The 21,482-nt window shown below is 68.6% G+C and carries 16 protein-coding genes; 8 read left to right on the plus strand and 8 right to left on the minus strand.

What is annotated here, in order from left to right:
* The first annotated feature begins 4 nt into the window (after window positions 1-4).
* Complete coding sequence (locus ACV229_RS13175; RefSeq protein ID WP_448083565.1) at window positions 5-655, plus strand: ParA family protein; 651 nt, start codon at window positions 5-7, stop codon at window positions 653-655.
* Between the two features lie 194 nt (window positions 656-849).
* Here ACV229_RS13175 and panD read toward each other — a convergent pair whose 3' ends face one another.
* The 4 genes from panD to ACV229_RS13195 form a co-directional block, all read right to left on the minus strand.
* Window positions 850-1,242 carry an aspartate 1-decarboxylase gene (panD, locus tag ACV229_RS13180; RefSeq protein WP_448083566.1) on the minus strand — a complete coding sequence of 131 codons (393 nt, stop codon included), beginning with the start codon at window positions 1,240-1,242 and terminating at the stop codon, window positions 850-852.
* 44 nt (window positions 1,243-1,286) lie between these two features.
* Entirely contained in the window at window positions 1,287-2,126 is an 840-nt protein-coding gene (gene panC, locus ACV229_RS13185; RefSeq protein WP_448083567.1) for a pantoate--beta-alanine ligase, read from the minus strand.
* 211 nt (window positions 2,127-2,337) lie between these two features.
* Window positions 2,338-3,210: a segregation and condensation protein A gene (locus ACV229_RS13190; protein WP_448083568.1), complete on the minus strand. Its 873-nt coding sequence runs from the start codon at window positions 3,208-3,210 to the stop codon at window positions 2,338-2,340.
* A 4-nt stretch (window positions 3,211-3,214) separates the two neighbouring features.
* Window positions 3,215-3,403 (minus strand): DUF3460 family protein, encoded by a 189-nt coding sequence (locus tag ACV229_RS13195; RefSeq protein WP_448083569.1) that lies wholly within the window; start codon window positions 3,401-3,403, stop codon window positions 3,215-3,217.
* A 315-nt stretch (window positions 3,404-3,718) separates the two neighbouring features.
* On the opposite strand from ACV229_RS13195, the gene ACV229_RS13200 reads away from it, so the two are divergent.
* Both ACV229_RS13200 and ACV229_RS13205 read left to right on the plus strand, forming a co-directional pair.
* Window positions 3,719-5,476 carry an autotransporter assembly complex protein TamA gene (locus tag ACV229_RS13200; protein ID WP_448083740.1) on the plus strand — a complete coding sequence of 586 codons (1,758 nt, stop codon included), beginning with the start codon at window positions 3,719-3,721 and terminating at the stop codon, window positions 5,474-5,476.
* Between the two features lie 23 nt (window positions 5,477-5,499).
* Window positions 5,500-9,549, plus strand: a complete 4,050-nt coding sequence (locus ACV229_RS13205; protein ID WP_448083570.1) for a translocation/assembly module TamB domain-containing protein — start codon at window positions 5,500-5,502, stop codon at window positions 9,547-9,549.
* 154 nt (window positions 9,550-9,703) lie between these two features.
* On the opposite strand, the gene metG is transcribed toward ACV229_RS13205, so the two are convergent.
* The gene (metG, locus tag ACV229_RS13210; protein WP_448083571.1) at window positions 9,704-11,875 is read right to left on the minus strand and encodes a methionine--tRNA ligase; all 2,172 of its coding nucleotides are present in this window, start codon (window positions 11,873-11,875) and stop codon (window positions 9,704-9,706) included.
* Between the two features lie 352 nt (window positions 11,876-12,227).
* The gene (locus tag ACV229_RS13215) at window positions 12,228-12,875 is read right to left on the minus strand and encodes an OmpA family protein (RefSeq protein ID WP_448083572.1); all 648 of its coding nucleotides are present in this window, start codon (window positions 12,873-12,875) and stop codon (window positions 12,228-12,230) included.
* Between the two features lie 349 nt (window positions 12,876-13,224).
* Here ACV229_RS13215 and apbC point away from each other — a divergent pair, with 349 nt between their 5' ends.
* The 5 genes from apbC to ACV229_RS13240 all read left to right on the plus strand — a co-directional run bounded on the left by apbC (window position 13,225) and on the right by ACV229_RS13240 (window position 18,978).
* Window positions 13,225-14,316 carry an iron-sulfur cluster carrier protein ApbC gene (gene apbC / locus ACV229_RS13220; RefSeq protein WP_448083573.1) on the plus strand — a complete coding sequence of 364 codons (1,092 nt, stop codon included), beginning with the start codon at window positions 13,225-13,227 and terminating at the stop codon, window positions 14,314-14,316.
* Between the two features lie 131 nt (window positions 14,317-14,447).
* Entirely contained in the window at window positions 14,448-14,984 is a 537-nt protein-coding gene (locus tag ACV229_RS13225) for a superoxide dismutase family protein (RefSeq protein WP_448083574.1), read from the plus strand.
* Between the two features lie 190 nt (window positions 14,985-15,174).
* Complete coding sequence (dcd, locus tag ACV229_RS13230) at window positions 15,175-15,744, plus strand: dCTP deaminase (protein ID WP_124597744.1); 570 nt, start codon at window positions 15,175-15,177, stop codon at window positions 15,742-15,744.
* Between the two features lie 88 nt (window positions 15,745-15,832).
* Window positions 15,833-18,112, plus strand: a complete 2,280-nt coding sequence (locus ACV229_RS13235; RefSeq protein WP_448083575.1) for an Orn/Lys/Arg family decarboxylase — start codon at window positions 15,833-15,835, stop codon at window positions 18,110-18,112.
* A 26-nt stretch (window positions 18,113-18,138) separates the two neighbouring features.
* Complete coding sequence (locus tag ACV229_RS13240; protein WP_448083576.1) at window positions 18,139-18,978, plus strand: lysozyme inhibitor LprI family protein; 840 nt, start codon at window positions 18,139-18,141, stop codon at window positions 18,976-18,978.
* A 156-nt stretch (window positions 18,979-19,134) separates the two neighbouring features.
* On the opposite strand, the gene ACV229_RS13245 is transcribed toward ACV229_RS13240, so the two are convergent.
* Both ACV229_RS13245 and argH read right to left on the minus strand, forming a co-directional pair.
* On the minus strand, window positions 19,135-19,815 hold the full coding sequence (locus ACV229_RS13245) for an HAD family hydrolase (protein ID WP_448083577.1): 681 nt from the start codon (window positions 19,813-19,815) through the stop codon (window positions 19,135-19,137).
* Window positions 19,816-19,921: 106 nt separating this feature from the next.
* Window positions 19,922-21,331 (minus strand): argininosuccinate lyase, encoded by a 1,410-nt coding sequence (argH, locus tag ACV229_RS13250; RefSeq protein ID WP_448083578.1) that lies wholly within the window; start codon window positions 21,329-21,331, stop codon window positions 19,922-19,924.
* Between the last annotated feature and the right edge of the window lie 151 nt (window positions 21,332-21,482).

Here is a 21,482-nt window from a genome sequence, read left to right on the forward strand (position 1 = left end):
ATTCATGACGGTCATCGTGGTGGCGAATCCGAAAGGCGGCGTGGGGAAGAGCACGCTGTCCACCAATCTCGCTGGTTATTTCGCGGCACAGGGCGCCTGGGTTGCGCTCGCCGATCTCGACCGGCAGCAGTCGGCGCATGCGTGGCTCGACCTGCGCCCGGCCGGGCTGCCGACGATCGAGGCGTGGGGGCTCGACCCCGATGCGCCGTCGAAGCCGCCGCGCGGCCTCGAATACGCGGTGATCGACACGCCGGCCGGCCTGCACGGCAACCGGCTGAACGTCGCGCTGCAGCTCGCCGACAAGGTGATCGTGCCGTTGCAGCCGTCGATGTTCGACATTCTCGCGACCCAGCATTTCCTGGAACGCCTCGCGAACGAGAAGGCGGTGCGCAAGGGCAACGTCGAGGTCGGGATCGTCGGGATGCGGGTCGATGCACGCACGCGCTCGTCCGAGCAACTGCATCGCTTCGTCGAGGGCCTGAAGCTGCCGGTGCTCGGCTACGTGCGCGACACGCAGAACTACGTGCAGCTCGCCGCGCACGGCCTCACGCTGTGGGACGTCGCGAAAAGCCGCGTCGACAAGGATCTCGAGCAATGGCGGCCGATCGTCGAGTGGGCGCAGGACAAGCCGGCGAAGGTGGCGAAGGCGTCGTAGCGGGCCGAGCGCAGCGTGCGGCGGGCGTGCCGGTCGCCGCGGCACTACGGCACCAGCGGCGAGCGCGGCGCCAGCCGGTACACATGACAAGGGCCGGATTCCGTACGCGACGGAATCCGGCCCTTCGTTCATCCGGCGGCGTGAACCGCGAGCCGGCGGCCGTGTGCCGGCCGTGGCCGCGGCGCCGCGCCCGATTACGTCCAGTTCTGGGTCGGTACGTGGTCGCGGCTGCCCTTGATCCTGTTGCCTTCGTCCGCGTCGACGAAGACCAGGTCCGGCTTCCAGCCGGCCTTCAGTTCGGCTTCGTCGACCATCGCGAACGCCGCGATGATCACGAGGTCGCCGAGCTGCGCGCGGCGCGCGGCCGAACCGTTCAGCGAGATCATCCCGCTGCCGCGCTCGCCCTTGATTGCATACGTCGAGAAGCGCTCGCCGTTGTTGATGTTCCAGATGTCGATCCGCTCGTTCTCGACGATGTTCGCGGCTTCGAGCAGATCTTCGTCGATCGCGCACGAGCCTTCGTAGTGCAGCTCGCAGTGCGTGACGGCCGCGCGGTGGATCTTCGATTTGAGCATGTGGCGCTGCATGGTGCCTCCTTGATGCGTCGTAATGCGCTGGCGGACGTAAGCCGTCAGATTTCCAGGTTGTCGATAAGGCGGGTCGCGCCGAGCTTCGCGGCGGCGAGCACCACGAGCGGCTCGCCAGCCTCGAGTTCGGCGGCGCTCGGCGCGATCAGGTTCGCGCGCCGGCGGATCGAGATGTAGTCGGGTGCCCAGCCGCGGCCGGCGAGGTGCGCGTGCGCCTGCTGTTCGAGCTTCACGAGGTCGCGCTCGCCGCCGAGCACGGACTCGCGCACGCGCTGCAGCGTCTTCGCGAGCTCCGGCGCCTCCTGGCGCTCGGCCGCCGCGAGATAGCGGTTGCGCGACGACAGCGCGAGGCCGTCGGTGTCGCGCACGGTCTCGGCCGCGATGATGTCGACCGGCAGCGCGAGCTGCTGGCACATGCGACGCACGATCATCAGCTGCTGGTAATCCTTCTTGCCGAACACGGCGACGCGCGGCTGCACGCACGACATCAGCTTCGTGACGACGGTGCACACGCCGGTGAAGAAGCCGGGCCGGAACTCGCCCTCGAGAATCCCGCCGAGGTCGTTCGGCGGCTGCACGCGGTATTCCTGCGGCTCCGGATACATGTCGCGCTCGGTCGGCGCGAACAGCACGTAGACGTTTTCTTTCTGCAGCTTCTCGATGTCGTCCTGCATCGTGCGCGGATACTTGTCGAAATCCTCGTTCGGGCCAAACTGCAGCCGGTTCACGAAGATGCTCGCCACGACCGGGTCGCCGTGCTGGCGCGCGAGCCGCATCAACGACAGGTGCCCTTCGTGCAGGTTGCCCATCGTCGGCACGAAGGCGGTGCGGTTCTGTCCGCGCAACTGGTCGCGCAGTTCCTGGATCGAGCTGATGACTTTCATGATCGGGTAGCGGGTTCCTCGCGCTGGCGCGCGTTGCGCCGCGATGCGCGGCGTCGGGGTCGAAGCGTCAAACGTGCCCGCGCGCGGGCGGCGCGTCGGGCGTCGGCGGATTGTAGTGGATTTGTCCGCGGGACGCACCGATAAACGCACGGTCGTTCATTTCTGTCGGGAATACCGCCGCACGCACGCAAACTGGCCCTTATAACAGGCCCTAAGCGGGAAGGTACGCGAGGCGGACGTAGATCGGCGCGAACGGTTCGGCCTGGGTGATCTCGACGAGCGATTCGCGCGAGAGTTCGAGCATTGCGATGAAGTTCACGACGACGACCGGCACGCCGCGCGTCGTGTCGAACAGGTCGGCGAACTCCATGAAGCGCGCGTTCTGCAGCTTGCGCAGGATCAGGCTCATGTGCTCGCGCACCGAAAGCTCCTCGCGGGAGATCTTGTGATGCTGCACGAGCTTCGCGCGCTTCAGCACGTCGGCCCACGCGGCGCGCAGGTCGTCCGAATTCACGTCGGGGAAGCGCGGCGTGACGCTTTGCTCGATGTAGACCTCGGCGCGCAGGAAGTCGCGGCCGAGTTGCGGCAGCTGGTCGAGGCGCTGCGCGGCGAGCTTCATCTGCTCGTACTCGAGCAGGCGGCGCACGAGTTCGGCGCGCGGATCCTCCGCTTCCTCGCCCGTGTCGGCCTTCTTGACCGGCAGCAGCATCCGCGACTTGATCTCGATCAGCATCGCGGCCATCAGCAGGTATTCGGCCGCGAGCTCGAGGTTCGACGTGCGGATCTGGTCGACGTAGCCGAGGTATTGCGCGGTGACCTGCGCCATCGGGATGTCGAGCACGTTGAAGTTCTGCTTGCGGATCAGGTACAGCAGCAGGTCGAGCGGGCCTTCGAACGCTTCGAGGAAGATCTCGAGCGCGTCGGGCGGGATGTAGAGATCCTGCGGCAGCTTGAAGAGCGGCTCGCCGTACAGGCGTGCGAACGCCGCGACGCCGTCGACCGTGTCGGGCGTCGAATCGGCGCCCGCGGGCGCGGCGACCGCGTCCTCCGGCTGGGCGGCGCTGGCCTCGTCGGCGGCGCTCACGACGTCAGAAGTTCTGGTAGTAGACGTAGGACGTCTGCTTCACACGCGATTCCTGTTGCTCGGCACGCTCGTCGAGGTCGATCGGCTGCTTGTCCCACAGCAGCGCGCGGCCCTTGCGCTGCTCGTCTTCGAGCGTCGGCTTCTGCTGCTTGAGCTGGTTCAGGAATTGCGTGACGTCGGACTGGTACGGCATGGCTTGGCTTTCCGTTTCGGGCGGCGCGCGACGCGCCGGAATGTGGGATGGCGGGATTTTACCGCATCGCGGGGAACAGCCGGTGTCAAACGCGCGTCGAAATCGCGGGCCGTCGTCGGGCATTCGGGCGCGGGCCGTCGCGTGCAGACCCCGGCGCGGCCGGGGCCGGCCGGTGCGGCGTTCAGAAACGTTTCGCTTTGATATGAACACCCTGTGGTCAAATACAGGGTTTCGAATAATCAACCGAGGGCGAGGTCATATTTGGCAGGGCAGGCGAACCAGCAACGAGAAGCGGCGCGCGGCGCCGTGCGCAGCGTGACCCGCGTCGGCGCCGGATCCGTGTCCAGGGCCGCGCGAGCGGCGATTGCCTGCGTTGCGGCGCTCGCCGCGCTGCCCGCCCACGCGAAATACGACGTCGAGATCGATGCGCCGCGCGCGATCCGCAAGCTCCTCAAGTCCCACCTCGACATCGCGCGCTTCGGCAAGCGCGACGACGTCAGCGACGACCAGTTCGACTTCCTCGTCACCACGACGCCGCAGCAGGTGCGTGACCTGACCGCGACCGAAGGCTATTTCTCGCCCGTCGTGCGCACGGACGTGCGCACGCGCAACGGCAAGCGCGACGTGAGGGTGTCGGTCGATCCGGGGCCGCAGACGGTCGTGTCGTCGGTCGCGCTGATCTTCAACGGGCCGGTCGGGTCGGAGGACCCGAAGCAGGAGACCGCGACGCGTTTCGCGTTCTCGCTGAAGAACGGCGACCCGTTCACGCAGGCGGGGTGGGACGGCGCGAAGAGCGCCGCGCTGCGGCAACTGCAGTCGCGCCGGTATCTCGGCGCGAAGATCACCGCGTCCGAGGCGCGCATCGATCCGCGCACGCAGCACGCGGCGCTCACGGTCACGTTCGACAGCGGTCCGACGTTCACGATCGGCAAGGTCGACGTCGAAGGCGTGCGCCGCTATCCGGAGAAGATCGTCACGAACGTCAATCCGCTGTCGGAAGGCGAGATCTACGACGTGCAGCGGATTGCCGAGCTGCAGCGGCAACTGCAGAACACGCCGTACTACGCGAGCGTCGCGATCGACGTCGGCGACGACACGGCGAAGCCCGACAACACGCCCGTGCACGTGAAGGTCAGCGAATATCCGTTCAACAGCGTGCGCGGCGGGATCGGCTATGCGACCGACACGGGCCCGCACATTCAGGGCTCGTACACGTACCTCGACACGTTCGGCGCGGCGTGGCCGCTCACCGTGTCGGGCCGGGTCGACCAGATCCAGCAGTACGGGCAGGTCCAGCTGTCGATGCCGCCGGGGCCGCGCGCGTGGACGAACAGCGTGCTCGCGTCGTACACGAACACCAATGTGTCGGACACGCGCATCTACAGCGCGCGGATCGGCCTGCAGCGCACGCGCACCGGGCAGTTCATCGACTACGCGTATTCGCTGATGTTCTACCAGGACCGGCTCGACCAGAACGGCGCGGGGCCGACCACGAGCCGCGCGCTCGTGCCGCAGTGGGCGTGGACGCGCCGCAACGTCGACGATCCGCTGTTCCCGCGCTCGGGCAACCTGATCCATGCGGAAGCCGGCTTCGCGGTGAAGAATGTGCTGACCGACCAGACCTTCATCCGCGGCTACGCGCGCGGCCAGCAGTATCTGCCGATCGGCAAGCGCGACCTGTTCGTGTTCCGCGCGGAGCTGGGCGGCGTGTTCACGAGCGGCAGCTCGTCGGGCGTGCCCGCGTCGCTGCTGTTCCGCGCGGGCGGCTCGAACTCGGTGCGCGGCTACGGCTACCAGAGCATCGGCAACAGCGTCGACGGCTCGGTGCTGCCGACCAAGTACCTGATGACCGGCACCGCCGAGTACCAGCACTGGTTCAATCGCGACTGGGGCGCCGCGACGTTCTTCGACATCGGCACCGCGACCGACGCGTGGGGCGAGAAAGTGTTCTATCCGGGCGTCGGCATCGGCGCGCGCTGGCGCAGCCCGGTCGGGCCGGTCAACTTCGATGTCGCGTACGGGCTGCGCAACCGCAGCGTGCGACCTTACCTGACGCTCGGCGTCGCATTCTGACACTCTGAACGCATTCTCCCCGCATGACGAAGGACGCCATCGACCCGCCACCGCCCCACGATCCGGATTCGCCCGACGACCGGCGCGCGGATGCGCCCCGCGCGCCGCGCCGGCCGCGGCTCGTGCGCGCGCTCGTGTGGACGCTCGCCGGCGTCGTCCTGGTCGTCGTGCTGGCGGCGGCGCTCGTGCTCGCCGCGGCCACGACCGAGCGCGGCACGCGGCTCGCGTGGCAGGCGGCGGTGCGCGTGCTGGGCGGCCGGCTCGCCGGCACGCTCGAAGGCGGTGCGCTCGCCACCGGCGTGCGCGTGACGTCGTTCGCGTGGACGAGCCCGGACGGCAAGGGCACCGAAGTGCGGATTGACCGCCTCGACGGCCGCTGGTCGTTGACCCGCGCGCCGTTGCGCGTGACGGTCGCGTATCTGCGCGCGGGCACGATCGACGTGCGGGTGGCGCCGAGCCCGCCGACACCGACCGTGATGCCGCAGGACCTGCGTCTGCCGCTGCAGCTGCGCATCGACGACTTGCGCTTCGATCACCTGGCGATCCACGAAGGCGCGTCGACGACGGAGCTCGACCATCTGGTGCTGAGCGGCCGCAGCGACGGCCGCCTGCACGAACTCGCGCTCGATCGGCTCGACACGCCGTTCGGCGCGCTGACTGCGCGCGTGAAGCTCGACGGCGTGCGACCGTTCGCGCTGACGGGCGACGCGACCTATGCGGGCAAGGTGTCCGACGAGCCGGTCGATGCGCGTGCGCGCGTGTCGGGCTCGCTCGAAGCGCTCGTCGCCGACGTCGACGCGAGCGGCCTGAAGCTGAACGGGCGCGCGCACGTCGAGGCGGCGCCGTTCGGCGCGGTGCCGCTCACGCGCGCGTCGCTCGCGTTCGATCACGTGAACCCGCAGGCGCTGTCGCCGGGCGCGCCGGCCGCGGATCTCGCGGTGCGTGCCGAGCTCGCGCCCGCGCCGGCCGATCCTGCGCATCCGCACGCGTTCGCGGTGACGGGCCCCGTGACGATCGTCAACGCGAAACCGGGCACGCTCGGCGACCACCTGCTGCCGGTCGTCGATGCGAAGGCGACCGTGCGGCTCGACGCTCACGCGCAGCGGATCGACGGCCTCGCGCTGAAGCTGGTCCGCGACGGCAGTGTGACGGGCAGCGGTACGCTGGCAGGCGGCAAGGGCCGTTTCGACCTGAAGGTCGCCAATCTCGACCTGAACACGTTCGTCGCCGAGCTGCGCCCGATGCGGCTCGGCGGGCCGGTTCGCGTGGCGCTCGCCGAAGGCGTGCAGACCGTCGATTTCGACCTGAGCGACCCGAAGCTCGCGCTCGGCGCCCGCGCAAAGGTTGCGCTGACGCCGCAGCAGACGGTGGTGACCGACGCGCGCGTGACGGCGGCCAAGGGGCGAGTCGACCTGACCGGCGTGTTCCGCCACGACGCGCACTCGAGCTATGACGCGAAGGCGACGCTCGCCGACTTCGATCCGCTGCTGCTCGCGGCGATGGGCGCGTCGCAGGCCGGCGCCGGCAAGGCGGGCGCCAACGCCGCCAAGGCCGCCAAGGCCGCGCCTGCCAGGCGCGGCGAGACGCGCGTGAACGGCACGCTGACCGCGTCCGGCGCGTTCGCGCCGCAGGTCTCGACGAAGGCGACCTTCCAGCTCGGCGACAGCGTGTACGACGGCGTGCCGTTGACCGGGGCGGGCGTCGTGCAGCTCGCCGGCACACGGATCCTGCCGAGCAACGCGACCCTGTCGATCGCGGGCAACCGCGTCGACCTGCGCGGCAGCTTCGGCGCGCCCGGCGACCGCCTGCGCTTCGCCATCGATGCGCCGCAGCTCGACCGTCTGGGCTTCGGGGTTGCGGGGCTCGTCGAGGCGCAGGGCGACCTGACGGGCAGCTTCGCGCACCCGAACGTGACCGCGACCTACAAGGCAGAACGCGTCGTCGTCGGGGCGAACCGGATCGGCGCCGCGCAGGGCCGCGCCGATATCCGCGACGGTGCGCACGGCGCGCTGGTGTTCACGGTCGACGCGAGCAACGTCGCGCTCGGCTCGCTGCAACTGAAGACGCTGCGCGCGAACCTCGACGGCACGCGCGCGAAGCACACGCTCGACGCGTCGGCGATCGGCATGGCGGGCGGCCGCGTGATCGACCTGACGCTCGCCGCGAACGGCGGCGTTGTCGAAAACCGTGACGGGATGCGCTGGGACGGCACCGTGACGCGCCTCGCGAACCGCGGCACGCCGGCCGTCGCACTGGAGACGCCGCTCACCGTGTCGGCGGGCGCCGGGCGCGTGACGCTCGGTGCGGCGCGCCTGACGCTCGAAGGCGCGGCGATCGATCTGAAATCGTTCGCGTTCGACCACGGCCAGCTGCGCTCGGCAGGCTCGGTGAGCGGCGCGTCGGTCGCGCGTTTCCTCGAGATCCGCCAGGAGCTGACGGGCGCCCGCCCGCCGGTGCGGACCGACGTCGTGCTCGACGCCGACTGGGATTTCTCGGTCGGCGCGACCGCGACCGGCTACCTGCAGGTCAAGCGGCGCAGCGGCGACGTGACGGTCGAGACCGGCCGCGGCATTGCGTCGCTCGGGCTGACCGACCTGCAGGCGCGCGCCGCGTTCGGCGCGGGCAACCGGCTGAACGTGACGGCGCAGGGCAAGGCGAACCGGATCGGCACGCTCGACGCGAACCTCGCGGTGCCGTTCGCGCCGCGCGACGGCGTGCTCGCGGTCGCCGACGATGGCGCGCTGTCGGGCCGCATCGATGCCGACATCCCGTCGCTGAAGACCACCGGGAACCTGTTCGGGCCGAGCTACCTGCTCGGCGGGCGCGCGGCGCTGAAGCTGACGGTGGCCGGCACGCCGGCGAAGCCGAGCCTGTCCGGGATGCTGACGGGCGACGAGCTGTCCGCGACGCTCGTCGACCAGGGTGTGCAGCTGAAGGACGGCATCGTGCGCATCAAACTGTCGGAGAACCTCGTCGAATTCCAGCAGGTCGAGTTCCACGGTGGCGAAGGCACGCTGCGTGCGATCGGCCGCGTGCGCCTCGACAACGAGGCGCCCGACCTGACCGCGAGCATCGTCGCGGACAAGCTCGAGCTGTTCGCGGCGCCGGACCGCAAGCTGTCGCTGTCGGGCAAGGCGACGGTCGCGAACGAGGGGCCGCGCGGCGGGCTCGTGATCGACGGCAAGTTCGTCGTCGACCGCGCGCTGTTCGACCTGCCGGAAGAGGCGGCGCCGCACCTGTCCGACGACGTCGTGATCGTGCGGCCGGACGGCACGGTGCGCGGCGAGACGCCGACCGGCACCGCGATCGCGAAGCCGCAGCCGGCCGCGGACAAGCCGGCGCCGTCGCTTGCACCGCGCGCGAACGTCGACATCAATCTCGGCAACAACTTCCGCTTCAAGGGCCACGGCGCGGACCTCGGGCTGCGCGGCACGATCACCGTGATGAGCGCACCCGGCGTGCCGCTGCGCGCGGTCGGCAACGTGCGCGTGACCGAAGGGTCGACGTATACGTCGTTCGGCCGCAAGCTCGCGATCGAGAACGGGTTCTTCACGTTCAACGGCCCGGTGTCGAACCCGGGCGTCAACATCCTCGCGATGCGGCGCAACCAGGAGGTCGAGGCCGGCGTGCAGGTGACGGGCACGATCCAGTACCCGACGGTGAAGCTCGTGTCGGAGCCGAACGTCACCGACAACGAGAAGCTGTCGTGGCTGCTGTTCGGGCACGGTACCGACCAGGGCAACAACGTCGGCCAGCAGAACACGATGACGGCCGCGCTCGCGCTGCTCGGCAGCGCGACCGGCAAGCGTGTCGCGCAGTCCTTCGGCATCGACGAGTTCTCGATTGGCCGCAGCGACGTCGGCCTGACCGACCCGCAGGTCGTGCAGATGTCGAAGGCGATCAGCGAGCGCTTCGTGCTCGGCTACGAGCAGGGGCTGCAGTCCGCGAGCAACGCGTTCAAGGCGACGATCAACCTGACGCGCTTCTGGTCGGTGTCCGCGTACGGCGGCACGTTCCAGGGCGTCGACCTGAACTACACGCGGCGCTTCGACCGGTGGTTCGGCGGGCGGTGACCCGATGACGATGGCGGCGGCGGCGCCCGTCGCGCGCGGCCGCCCCACGTGGACCGGATGATAAAAAACCCCGCGCGGTCGGCTGACCGGGCGGGGTTTCCTGTTGCAGCGGGGCGGGCGGCGACGCGCGCCGCCCCGTCCCGATACCCGTGCGTTACTTCACGCGCATGCCGGGCTTCGCGCCGCTGTGCGGCTCGAGGATGTAGAGGCCCGGCTCGGCATTCTCGTCGGTCGCCGACGCCGCGAGCACCATCCCTTCGGACAGGCCGAACTTCATCTTGCGCGGCGCGAGGTTCGCGACCATCACCGTCAGCTTGCCGACGAGCTGCTCCGGCTGGTACGCGGACTTGATCCCGGAGAATACGTTGCGGGTCTTCTCCTCGCCGACGTCGAGCGTGAGCTGCAGCAGCTTGTCCGACCCTTCGACGGCCTGGCACGCGACGATTTTCGCGATCCGCAGGTCGATCTTCGCGAAATCGTCGATCGAGATGTGCGCGTCGGCGTCGTCCGCACCGTTGCCCGCAGCGGCGGCCTTCGCGTTGGTCTTCGCGTCGGCCTTCGCGGCTTTCGCAGCCTTCGCGCTGCCGGCGGCGTCTGCCGCCGCGCCGGCTCCGGCCTGCAGCGAATCGCGGTTCGCGGCGAGCAGCGCGTCGATCTGCTTCGCGTCGACGCGGGTCATCAGGTGCTGGTACGCCTTGATCGGCTGTTCCGACGACAGCGGCTGGGCGGCGTCGGCCCACACCAGCGGCGCGATGCCGAAGAACGCCTCGACCGCAACGGCGACGCGCGGCAACACCGGCTTCAGCGCGAGCGACAGCAGGCGGAACGCCTCGAGGCTCACGCTGCAGGTTTCGTGCAGCGCGACCGCGTTGGCCGGATCCTTCGCGAGATCCCACGGCTTTGCGCCGTCGACGTACGCGTTGACTTCGTCGGCGAGCTCCATCGTGTGGCGCAGCGCGCGGCCGTATTCGCGCGCCTCGTAGTGCGCGGCGATCTGCGGAATGGCGTCGCGCAGCTTCGCGACGAGCGGATGGTTCATCGCGCTGTCCTGCACGCGGCCGTCGAAGCGCTTGATCAGGAAGCCCGCCGCGCGGCTCGCGATGTTCACGTACTTGCCGACGAGATCGCTGTTCACGCGCGCCTGGAAGTCCTCGAGGTTCAGGTCGATGTCTTCCATCGTCGCGTTCAGCTTCGCGGCGAAGTAGTAGCGCAGCCACTCGGGGTTCAGCCCCGTGTCGATATAGCTCTGCGCGGTGATGAACGTGCCGCGCGACTTCGACATCTTCGCGCCGTCGACCGTCAGGAAGCCGTGCGCGAACACGTTGGTCGGCGTGCGGTGGCCCGAGAACTCGAGCATCGCGGGCCAGAACAGCGTGTGGAAGTACAGGATGTCCTTGCCGATGAAGTGATACTGCTCGGTCTTCGAGCCCTGGCGGATCCACGCGTCGAAATCGATGCCGCGCTTGTCGCACAGGTTCTTGAAGCTCGCGTAGTAGCCGACCGGCGCGTCGAGCCACACGTAGAAATACTTGCCGGGCGCGCCCGGGATCTCGAAGCCGAAGTACGGCGCGTCGCGCGAGATGTCCCAGTCGGCGAGCTTCGCTTCGCCGGCGTCGCCGAGCCATTCGCGCATCTTGTTGGTCGCCTCCGGCTGCGCGAGGCCGCTCACCCAGTCACGCAGGAAGGTTTCGCAGCGCGGGTCGGACAGGCGGAAGAAGTAGTGCTTCGACGTCTTGCGCACGGGCGTCGCGCCGGACACCACCGAATACGGGTTCAGCAGCTCGGTCGGCAGGTAGGTCGAGCCGCACACTTCGCAGCTGTCGCCGTACTGGTCCTTCGCGTGGCACTTCGGGCACTCGCCCTTGATGAAGCGGTCCGGCAGGAACATTTCCTTGACGGGGTCGTACGCCTGCTCGATCTCGCGCTCGGCGATCAGGCCGTTTTCCTTCAGCGCGAGATAGATCTGCTCGCTCAGCACGCGGTTCTCGTCCGAATCGGTCGAGTAGAAGTTGTCGAACGACACGCCGAAGCTGTCGAAGTCGCGCTTGTGCTCGTTCCACACGCGATCGATCAGCTGCTTCGGCGTCAGGCCTTCCTTCTCCGCGCGCAGCATCACCGGCGTGCCGTGCGTGTCGTCGGCGCCGATGTAGTAGACCTCGTGGCCGTGCATTCGCAGCGCCCGCACCCAGATGTCGGTCTGGATGTACTCGACCATGTGGCCGATGTGGATCTGGCCGTTGGCATACGGCAGCGCGGACGTGACGAGGATCTGGCGGCGGCCTTGCGGTGCGCCGGCCGGCACGGAAGTGAGGTCGGATGCGGACATAGGGTCTGTAGAGGGACTGCGGGAAAGCTTCGGGAAACTGCGATTCTAGCAGGGGCGCGGGCCGGGCAGGCAGGCGGCCGCTACTGGCCGGGCGGGGAAGCAGGAGGGCGGGGCTTGTTGCGGCGCAGCACGAATCGTGCGGGCAAAAAAAACCGGGGCGGATATGGCCCCGGAGCAACAACGACAAGAGGAGAATGGTGACGCGCCGGCAACGCCAGCCGCGTACCGTAGAGACAGACCACGGATTGCGACGGAAGTTCGAAATTTTTTTCGATTTGTTGCTGGCCCCGCCGGAAGCCTTGTCCGGCGGGGCCGTGCGGACCGCGATCCGCGCCTTCTCCGCTGTGCGTACTTACTGCTGCTGGGCAGCGCGCAGGTAGATCTCGACGCGGCGGTTCTGTGCGCGGCCGACTTCGGTCGCGTTGTCGGCGATCGGGTTCGATGCGCCCATGCCCTGTGCCGACAGGCGGCCGGCGTTGACGCCGCGCTGCGACAGCGCGTTGACGACGCTCTGCGCACGGTTCTGCGACAGCGTCTGGTTCAGCGAAGCCGAGCCCGTGCTGTCGGTGTAGCCGACGACCGACGCGGTGACTTGCGGGTTCTGGTTCAGCGTCGTGGCCAGGTCGTTCAGCAGCGGCGTGAACGCCGGCGTGATCGCGTACTGGTTCGTCGCGAACGTCACCGAGCTCGGCACGTTCAGCTTCAGCGAGCCGTCCGGCTGCTCGGTCACCTGCGTGCCCGTCTGGGCCGCCGACGGCGCGAGCTTGTTCTTGATCGCCTGCCAGTTATAGCCCGTCACACCACCGACCAGCGCACCGACGCCCGCGCCGATCGCCGCGCCCTTGCCGCCGCCCGCCAGCGCACCGATGCCGGCGCCCAGTGCGGCGCCCGCGCCCGTGCCGACGGCCGTGTTGGTGCCTTGCGGCGACGTTGCGCAGCCGGCGAGAACCGCACCGGCCAATACGAAGACGGACAGGCGAGTCGCGATTTTCATGTTCATCTTGGATCCCTCTCTTGGTTGAACGAGTCGACAACGACAACAGTTATGGCTACCCCGGCAGGTCCGTCCGGAAAAAGGGAGATCGGACCTGCACGCGCGGCGGCCGCTGCGGGCGACCGCATGCCCTGCCCGGCAGCGTGGCTGTTCGGGCAGCGCGACGCGTCAGCCTCTACAATATAGGCGGTACGAGGTCGATTTGGCCCCATAGCGTGCCGCACGCGAAGATTGCGCCGGCTCGCGCGTTCGCGCAATGGCATGCAACAGATTCTTTCACTTTTCCCGATTTTCGCCGCGTTATTTGATATTTTTTGACGTTTGAGCGCGAAAAAAACGTTTTCACGGAGTTTCGATGAGCATTGACCGGGCCCTCGTCGACGCCGCGCTCGCGGCTGTCGCTGATCCCAACACGGGCCGCCCGTACGCAACCGGCAAAGGCGTGCGCAACGTGGCAATCGACGGCGACGCCGTGAGCGTCGACGTCGTGCTCGGCTATCCGGCGAAGAGCCAGCACGACGACGTGCGCGCGCGCATCGCCGCCGCGCTGAAGACTGTGCCGGGCGTGCGCGACGCGCGCGTGAACGTGTCGCAGGAGATCGTCGCGCACACCGTGCAGCGGGGCGTGAAACTGTTGCCGAACGTGAAGAACATCGTCGCGGTCGCGTCGGGCAAGGGCGGCGTCGGCAAGAGCACGACGGCCGTCAACCTCGCGCTCGCACTCGCCGCGGAAGGCGCGTCGGTCGGCATTCTCGACGCGGACATCTATGGCCCGTCGCTGCCGACGATGCTCGGCATCCACGGCCAGCGGCCCGAGTCGCCGGACAACCAGTCGATGAACCCGCTCGTCGGCCACGGGCTGCAGGCGAACTCGATCGGCTTCCTGATCGAGGAGGACAACCCGATGGTGTGGCGCGGCCCGATGGCGACGTCGGCGCTCGAGCAGCTGCTGCGCCAGACCAACTGGCGCGACCTCGACTACCTGATCGTCGACATGCCGCCGGGCACCGGCGACATCCAGCTCACGCTCGCGCAGCGCGTGCCGGTCACCGGCGCGGTGATCGTCACGACGCCGCAGGACATCGCGCTGCTCGACGCGAAGAAGGGCCTGAAGATGTTCGAGAAAGTCGGCATCCCGATTCTCGGCATCGTCGAGAACATGAGCATCCACATCTGCTCGAACTGCGGCCACGAGGAGCACATCTTCGGCGCGGGTGGTGCGGAGCGGATGTCGAAGGACTACGGCGTGACCGTGCTCGGCAGCCTGCCGCTCGACATCGCGATCCGCGAGCGGGCGGACAGCGGCACGCCGACGGTCGCGGCCGATCCGGACGGCCCGCTCGCGCAGCGCTATCGCGAGATCGCGCGCGGCGTCGCGCTCGCGATTGCCGAGCGCGCGCGCGACATGACGTCGAAGTTCCCGACCATCGTTGTTCAAAATACGTAAAACCCTTGCGGGACGGGGCCGGACGCTGTTTACGGCGCCGCGAGGCGCGGTATCATGGCGACTTTTCCAGGGTCCCTTTACCCGCCCGGCGGGCGCTGCATCGGACAGCCGCTCGTCGGCATGAGGATCGCATGAATCAACGACATCACGGCGCGCGCGCCGGCGGCGCGTGTCACGCGCTGCTGGCGGCCGCCGCGCTGGCCTTGCTGGCCGGCTGTACTTCCTTTTCGTCGACGCACGAGAAGCGTGCCGACGCGCAGCTGCAGCCGACGGTCGGCTCGCAGACGCGCGGCACGGTGACGCTCGTCGAGCGTCCCGACGGCGTGCAGGTCACCTACAACCTGGTGGGCCTGCCGCCGAACAGCGAGCACGCGCTGCAGGTGCACGAGCGCGGCGACTGCAACGCGGGCGACGGCTCGAGCGCCGGCCAGGTGTTCGCGCCGGCCGCCGACCGGCTGCGCGCGGGTGCCCGCGTCGCCGGCGACCTCGGCAACATCCACGCGGATGCGAACGGCGTCGCGGCGGGCTTCATCGTCGCGCCCGATCTGGCCCTCGACGGCGTGCGCTCGGCGATGAACCGCTCGGCGCTCGTGCATCGCGACCCGAGCGATCCTGCGTTCCCGCAGCACGGCGCAGGGCCCGCGCTCGCATGCGGCGTGATCCGTTGATGCGGCGCCGCGTACGCGCGCCGATCATCGCGTAAAATGTGCGCCTTTCCCGGCCGCCGCGTTGCGCAGGCGGCCCTCCCTGACAGTCACGCAGCGTTTTCTGGCGCCCAGATATGAAACGACCCCCACGCTCACTTCGTTCGCCCGGGGGGGCGCAGCCCCCCCGTCCTCGCCATGCGCGGAGGCTGGCATGAGCATCAAGTCCGACAAGTGGATCCGGCGCATGGCCGAAGAGCACAAGATGATCGAGCCGTTCGAGCCCGGTCAGGTTCGCGCGTCCGAGGACGGCCGCAGAATCGTCAGCTACGGCACCTCGAGCTACGGCTACGACATCCGCTGCGCGGACGAATTCAAGATCTTCACGAACATCAACTCGACGATCGTCGATCCGAAGAACTTCGACGAAGGTTCGTTTGTCGATTTCAAGGGCGACGTGTGCATCATCCCGCCGAACTCGTTCGCGCTGGCCCGCACCGTCGAATATTTCCGCATCCCGCGCACCGTGCTGACGGTCTGCCTCGGCAAGTCGACCTACGCGCGCTGCGGGATCATCGTCAACGTGACGCCGTTCGAGCCCGAATGGGAAGGTTACGTCACGCTGGAATTCTCGAACACCACGCCGTTGCCCGCCAAGATCTACGCGAACGAAGGCGTCGCCCAGGTCCTCTTCTTCGAGAGCGACGAGGTGTGCGACGTGTCGTACGCGGATCGCGGCGGCAAGTATCAGGGGCAACGGGGTGTCACGCTGCCGAAAACCTGATCTGGTTGCATATCAGTTGAACACCGACCGGTTATCAGGTGACCGCTGCGCGTGACGCGCCGCGGTCGTTCTTTTTGGAGATTCGCCCATGAAGTTTCGTTTCCCCGTCGTCATCATCGACGAAGATTTCCGCTCCGAGAACATCTCGGGCTCCGGCATCCGGGCGCTGGCCGAAGCGATCGAGAAGGAGGGCGTCGAAGTCCTCGGCCTCACGAGCTACGGCGACCTGACGTCCTTCGCGCAGCAGTCGAGCCGCGCGTCGTGCTTCATCCTGTCGATCGACGACGACGAACTCATGCTCGGCGAAACCGGGCCGGACGGCGAGCTGCCCGAGCTGGCGACCGCGATCATCGAGCTGCGCGCGTTCGTGGCCGAAGTGCGCCGCCGCAACGCGGACATTCCGATCTTCCTGTACGGCGAGACGCGCACGTCGCGCCACCTGCCGAACGACATCCTGCGCGAGCTGCACGGCTTCATCCACATGTTCGAGGACACGCCGGAGTTCGTCGCGCGCCACATCATCCGCGAGGCGAAGGTCTATCTCGACTCGCTCGCGCCGCCGTTCTTCAAGGAGCTCGTCAAGTACGCGGACGAAGGCTCGTACTCGTGGCACTGCCCGGGCCACTCGGGCGGCGTCGCGTTCCTGAAGAACCCGCTCGGCCAGATGTTCCACCAGTTCTTCGGCGAGAACATGCTGCGCGCGGACGTCTGCAACGCCGTCGACGAACTCGGCCAGCTGCTCGACCACACGGGCCCGGTGGCCGCATCGGAGCGCAATGCCGCGCGCATCTTCAGCGCCGATCACCTGTTCTTCGTGACCAACGGCACGTCGACGTCGAACAAGATCGTCTGGCATGCGACGGTCGCGCCCGGCGACATCGTGCTCGTCGACCGCAACTGCCACAAGTCGATCCTGCACGCGATCACGATGACCGGCGCGATCCCCGTGTTCCTCACGCCGACGCGCAACCACTTCGGCATCATCGGCCCGATTCCGCGCGACGAGTTCAAGCCGGAGAACATCCGCCGCAAGATCGAGGCGAACCCGTTCGCGCGCGAAGCGATGCGCCAGAACCCGGACATGAAGCCGCGCATCCTGACGATCACGCAGAGCACGTACGACGGCGTCGTCTACAACGTCGAGATGATCAAGGACCTGCTCGGCGACCTGCTCGACACGCTGCACTTCGACGAAGCGTGGCTGCCGCATGCGACCTTCCACGACTTCTACCGCGACATGCACGCGATCGGCGACGGCCGTCCGCGCACCGGCGCGCTCGTGTTCGCGACGCACTCGACGCACAAGCTGCTCGCCGGCATCTCGCAGGCATCGCAGATCGTCGTGCAGGATTCGGAGAACCGCACGTTCGACAAGCACCGCTTCAACGAGGCGTACCTGATGCACACGTCGACGAGCCCGCAGTACGCGATCATCGCGTCGTGCGACGTCGCCGCCGCGATGATGGAGCCGCCGGGCGGCACCGCGCTCGTCGAGGAATCGATCGCCGAGGCGATCGATTTCCGCCGCGCGATGCGCAAGGTGGACGCCGAGTATGGCGACGACTGGTTCTTCAGCGTGTGGGGCCCGGAAGACCTCGCGGAAGAGGGCATCGGCTCGCGCGAAGACTGGATGCTGAAGCCGAACGACCACTGGCACGGCTTCGGCCCGCTCGCGGAAGGCTTCAACATGCTCGACCCGATCAAGGCGACGATCATCACGCCGGGGCTCGACGTCGACGGCGAGTTCGGCGAGACCGGCATTCCGGCCGCGATCGTCACGAAGTACCTCGCCGAGCACGGGATCATCGTCGAGAAGACGGGCCTGTACTCGTTCTTCATCATGTTCACGATCGGCATCACGAAGGGCCGCTGGAACTCGATGGTGACCGAGCTGCAGCAGTTCAAGGATGACTACGACAACAACCAGCCGCTGTGGCGCGTGCTGCCGGAATTCGTCGCGCAGCATCCGCGCTACGAGCGCGTCGGCCTGCGCGACCTGTGCACGCAGATCCACGACGTCTATCGTGCGAACGACATCGCGCGCCTGACGACCGAGATGTACCTGTCGGACATGGAGCCGGCGATGAAGCCGTCGGACGCATTCGCGAAGCTCGCGCACCGCAAGATCGACCGCGTGCCGCTCGACGAGCTCGAAGGCCGCGTGACGAGCATCCTGCTGACGCCGTACCCGCCGGGCATTCCGCTGCTGATCCCGGGCGAGCGCTTCAACAAGACGATCGTCAACTACCTGCGGTTCGCGCGCGACTTCAACGAGCGCTTCCCGGGCTTCCACACCGACATCCACGGCCTCGTCGCGGAAGAGGTGAACGGGCGCGTCGAGTACTTCGTCGACTGCGTGCGCGATTGACGATGGCGCGGAACCGAAACAGGACGATGCGCGCGGCCGCGGCTGCGCTCATCGCCTGGGCTGCCTGGTCGGGCGCGGCGCATGCGGAAGTCGCGGCGGCCGACCCGAACGACGTGGCGATGCGGCAGTGTCTCGCGCGGCGCGACCGCTCGTCGACGGCCGGGCAGATCCAGTGCATGGGCGAAGCGCAGCAGCAGTGGCAGGCGGTGATGGACGGTGCGTACAAGCGCCTGCTGAACGATGCGCCCGACGACGCGAAGCGCGGCTGGCAGGAGAGCCAGCGGCGCTGGGTGGCATGGCGCAAGGACGAAGTGCAACTGCTGAAGGCCGTGTACGACACGACGCGCGGCACGATGTACACGATGGCGAGCGCCGACATGCAGTTGCAGCCGGTGCGCGATCGTGCGCTCGCGCTGCGGGCGGCCGCCGACCGCTATGCGCCGCCGCCGGCCCCGGTGCCGGCGCCGAACGGCGGGTCGCAGCCGACGGCGGCCAATGCCGGCGGCGCGTCGAATGCTGCGGCGAACGGCACGCAAAACGGCTCGCAAAGCGTTACGCAAAGCGGCACGCAGAACGGCACGCAGAACGGCGCATCGAATGCCGCGCGCGATCCTGCGCGCCGCATCCGGCCGTGCGACCAGGATGCCGCGTGCGAGCACGCGCTGTTCGACCTGAACCGCTATTACCAGAAGCTGCGGCGCAAGATGCCCGCCCATTCGGCCGCGACGCTCGCGCATGCGCAGCGCGCGTGGATCGCCTATCGCGATGCGACGGCGCCGCTCGTCGGCGAGGACGGGCGCATCGACATCATCGGCGCGCGCATCGCGACGATGAAGCGTCTGTCGGAGACGGCCGGCAACAAATGAGCGCCGCGCGCGTGCCGCATGCAGGTATGCGAGATTGCGCGACGGCAATGCAGGACGGGCACCGCGAGGTGCCCGTTTGCGTTTGGGGGATGCGTCGGTGAAGCGGGTACGAGGCCGCCTGCGCAGCGTCCGTCGCTGCGCGGGCGTGCGGTCCGGTCACGGATGCCGGGCGTCGTGCAGGCCGAACCAGGCGGGCATCAGCGCAAGCGCGTCGTCGAGCGATGCGAGCACGTGCAGGCTCAGCGCGACGATCTCGGGCGTCGGCGCCTTCAGGTCGGGCACCGTGACCACGGCGGCGCCTGCGCCTGCGGCGGCCTGCGCGCCGAAGTCGCTGTCCTCGAACGCGACGCACGCGTGGGCCGGCACGCCGAGCCGTTCGGCCGCGAGCCGGTAGACGGCCGGGTCGGGCTTGCCGCGCGTGACTTCGTCGCCGCCCGCGATCGCGTGGAAGAACGGCAGCGCGCCGACCGCGTCGAGCCGCGCGCGGATCACGTCGCGCGCGGACGACGACGCGACCGCGCACGGGATGCTGGCCTGCGCGAGCGCGGACAGCAGCGCATGCGCGCCGGGCTTCAGCGGGAACTTCGGATGGGGTTCCGGCGCGGCGAGCTGTTCGCGCACGCGCGTGCGCACCGACTGGAACGTGTTGGCGTCGCCGATGATGCCCGCGAGGATCACCTGGCCTTCCGCGAACGAGCGGCCGACGATCTGCAGATAGTCGGCGACGGACAGCGCGACGCCATGGGCGTGCGACACGTCGATCCACGTGTTCATGATGGTCCGCTCGGAATCGATGAGCAGGCCGTCCATGTCGAAGATCGCGGCGGAGAACGTCATGGCGGAGATCCGGGAGTCGGGGGCGGGGACGCGCGGCGCACGCAACGTGCATGGCCGCGCAAACGAAAAACGGACGCCGCAGAGGCGTCCGTCCGGTGCGGCAGGCTTACTTGCCGAGCGCGGCGCGCGCGGCCTTCACTGCGGCGCGCACCTGGTCCGGCGCCGTGCCGCCCGGGTGGTTGCGGCTTGCGACCGAGCCTTCGAGCGTCAGGTAGCCGAACACGTCGTCGCCGATCAGGTGCGCGACGTTCGGCAGTTCCTGCTTCATTTCGTCGAGCGTCAGGTCGGCGAGGTCGATGCCGCGATCGTCGCAGATCCGCACCGCGTGCGCGACGGCCTCGTGCGCGTCGCGGAACGGCAGGCCGCGCTTCACGAGGTAGTCGGCGAGGTCGGTCGCGGTCGAGAAGCCCTGCAGCGCCGCCGCGCGCATCGCGTCCGGCTTCACGGTGATGCCGGCGACCATCTCGGCGAAGATCCGCAGCGTGTCGGCGACGGTGTCGACCGTGTCGAACAGCGGCTCCTTGTCTTCCTGGTTGTCCTTGTTGTACGCGAGCGGCTGGCCCTTCATCAGCGTGAGCAGCGCCATCAGGTGGCCGTTCACGCGGCCCGTCTTGCCGCGCGCGAGCTCGGGCACGTCCGGGTTCTTCTTCTGCGGCATGATCGAGCTGCCCGTGCAGAAGCGGTCGGCGATGTCGATGAAGCCGACGCGCGGGCTCATCCACAGCACGAGCTCTTCCGAGAAGCGCGACACGTGCGTCATCACGAGCGCGGACGCTGCGGTGAATTCGATCGCGAAGTCGCGATCCGACACCGCGTCGAGCGAGTTCGCGCAGATGCCGTCGAAGCCGAGGGTCTTCGCGACCGCGTGGCGGTCGATCGGGTAGCTCGTGCCGGCGAGCGCTGCCGCGCCGAGCGGCAGGCGGTTCACGCGGGTGCGGCAGTCGCGCATGCGTTCCGCGTCGCGCGAGAACATCTCGACGTACGCGAGCAGGTGATGGCCGAACGTGACCGGCTGCGCGACCTGCAGGTGCGTGAAGCCGGGCATGATCGTGTCGGCATTCTGCTCGGCGAGGTCGATCAGCGCGCCGCGCAGGTCGTTCAAGAGGCCGCCGATCCGGTCGACCTCGCCGCGCAGCCACAGGCGGATGTCGGTCGCGACCTGGTCGTTGCGCGAGCGGCCCGTGTGCAGGCGCTTGCCGGCATCGCCGATCAGCGCGGTCAGGCGCGCCTCGATGTTCAGGTGGACGTCCTCGAGGTCGAGCTGCCATTCGAATTCGCCGCGCTCGATCTCGCCCTGGATCTGCGCCATCCCGCGTTCGATCGCCGCCAGGTCGTCGGCGCTGATGATCTTCTGCGCGGCGAGCATCTTCGCGTGCGCGAGCGAGCCGGCGATGTCGACGAGCGCGAGGCGCTTGTCGAAAAACACCGACGACGTGTAGCGCTTGACCAGCTCGGACATCGGTTCCGAGAAGCGGGCCGACCAGGCCTCGCCCTTTTTGTGCAGTTGGGACGTCATGGCGATTCTTCGAAGGGATGTTGGGCGGCGTGCGCCGCGAGGAATCCGGGGATTCTAACATTCGCGAGCGCGCGCGCCGTGGCTCGGGCGGGCCCGCCCGCCGCGCCGCCCGGGCCGCCGAGGCCCGCCGCATGCGGGCGTCGAAACCGTC

This window comes from Burkholderia sp. MR1-5-21, assembly GCF_053427715.1.